Annotated in this window: 1 protein-coding gene; it reads left to right on the top strand. The window is 66.7% G+C overall.

What is annotated here, in order from left to right; translation table 11 throughout:
* A partial coding sequence (locus ACWTU9_RS33110) for an Ig-like domain-containing protein (protein WP_455862001.1) occupies nucleotides 1-1,227 on the top strand: 1,227 nt, incomplete at both ends.

Consider the following 1,227-nt stretch of genomic DNA (forward strand, 5'->3'; position numbering starts at 1 on the left):
GCAACACGACCGACGGCGTTGCCGACACCAAGGGCGCCGACGGCGCGACGGTGATTGGCGTCCAGGCGGGTAACACCAATGCCGACGTCGACAATGCCGCGACACTCGGCACCCAGATCCAGGGTCTCTATGGCAAGCTGACGCTGGCCGCCGACGGCACCTACACCTATACCCGCGATGCCGGCTCGCAAGGCGGCCATGACGACGTCTTCACCTACACCATCAAGGACGGCGACGGCGACACCTCGCACACCACGCTGACCATCTCGATCGGCAACTCGCCGCCGGTGATCACCGACCTGACGCCGGCCGCCAATGGCGGCGACGTCACCGTCAACGAGGACGACCTTTTGGCCAGCCGCGGCGTTGGCGAATCGGCCGGCTCCGACACCTCGAAGGAAAGCACCACCCAGGGCGGCACCTTCACCATCTCCTCGCCCGACGGCATCGCCTCGCTGACCATCGACGGCCACGCCTTCATCACCAACGGCGTGTTCACCGCCAGCTCCTTCACCACCGCGCTCGGCAATACGCTGAACGTGACCGGCTACAATCCCGCAACCGGCGCCGTCAGCTACACCTACACGCTGCTCGACAACGAGGCGCACGCCGCCGCCGGCGGCACCAACAGCCTATTCGAGAACCTCGCCGTCTCGCTCACCGACCAGGACGGCCAGAACGCCACAGGCACGCTGTCCGTCAACATCGTCGACGACGTGCCGACCGCAAACGCCAACACCGACAGCATTGCATCGGGCCAGTTCGGTCCGGCCACCGGCAATGTGCTGACCAACGACGTGTTCGGCGCCGACGGCGCTGCCGTGGTCGGCGTCGTCGCCGGCGACACCAATGCCGCCCTCGACAATACCGCGACGCTGGGCACCCAGATCCAGGGTCTCTATGGCAAGCTGACGCTGGCCGCCGACGGAACCTCCTCCTATACGCGTGATGCCGGCTCGCAGGGCGGCCATGACGACGTCTTCACCTACACCATCAAGGATAGCGACGGCGACCTGTCGCACACCACGCTGACCATCTCGATCGGCGATGCAACGCCCACCGACAGCATCCCGGCGCCAGGCCTTGCCTCGACCACCGTCTACGAGGCCGGCCTGCCGGCACGCGCCGGGGAACCTTCGGGCTCGAACGAGCCTGCGAATTCGGAAACGACCTCGGGTACGATCGGCTTCACGTCGCCGGACGGCCTGACGACAGTGTCGCTCGGTG

Source organism: Mesorhizobium sp. 128a (assembly GCF_053848025.1).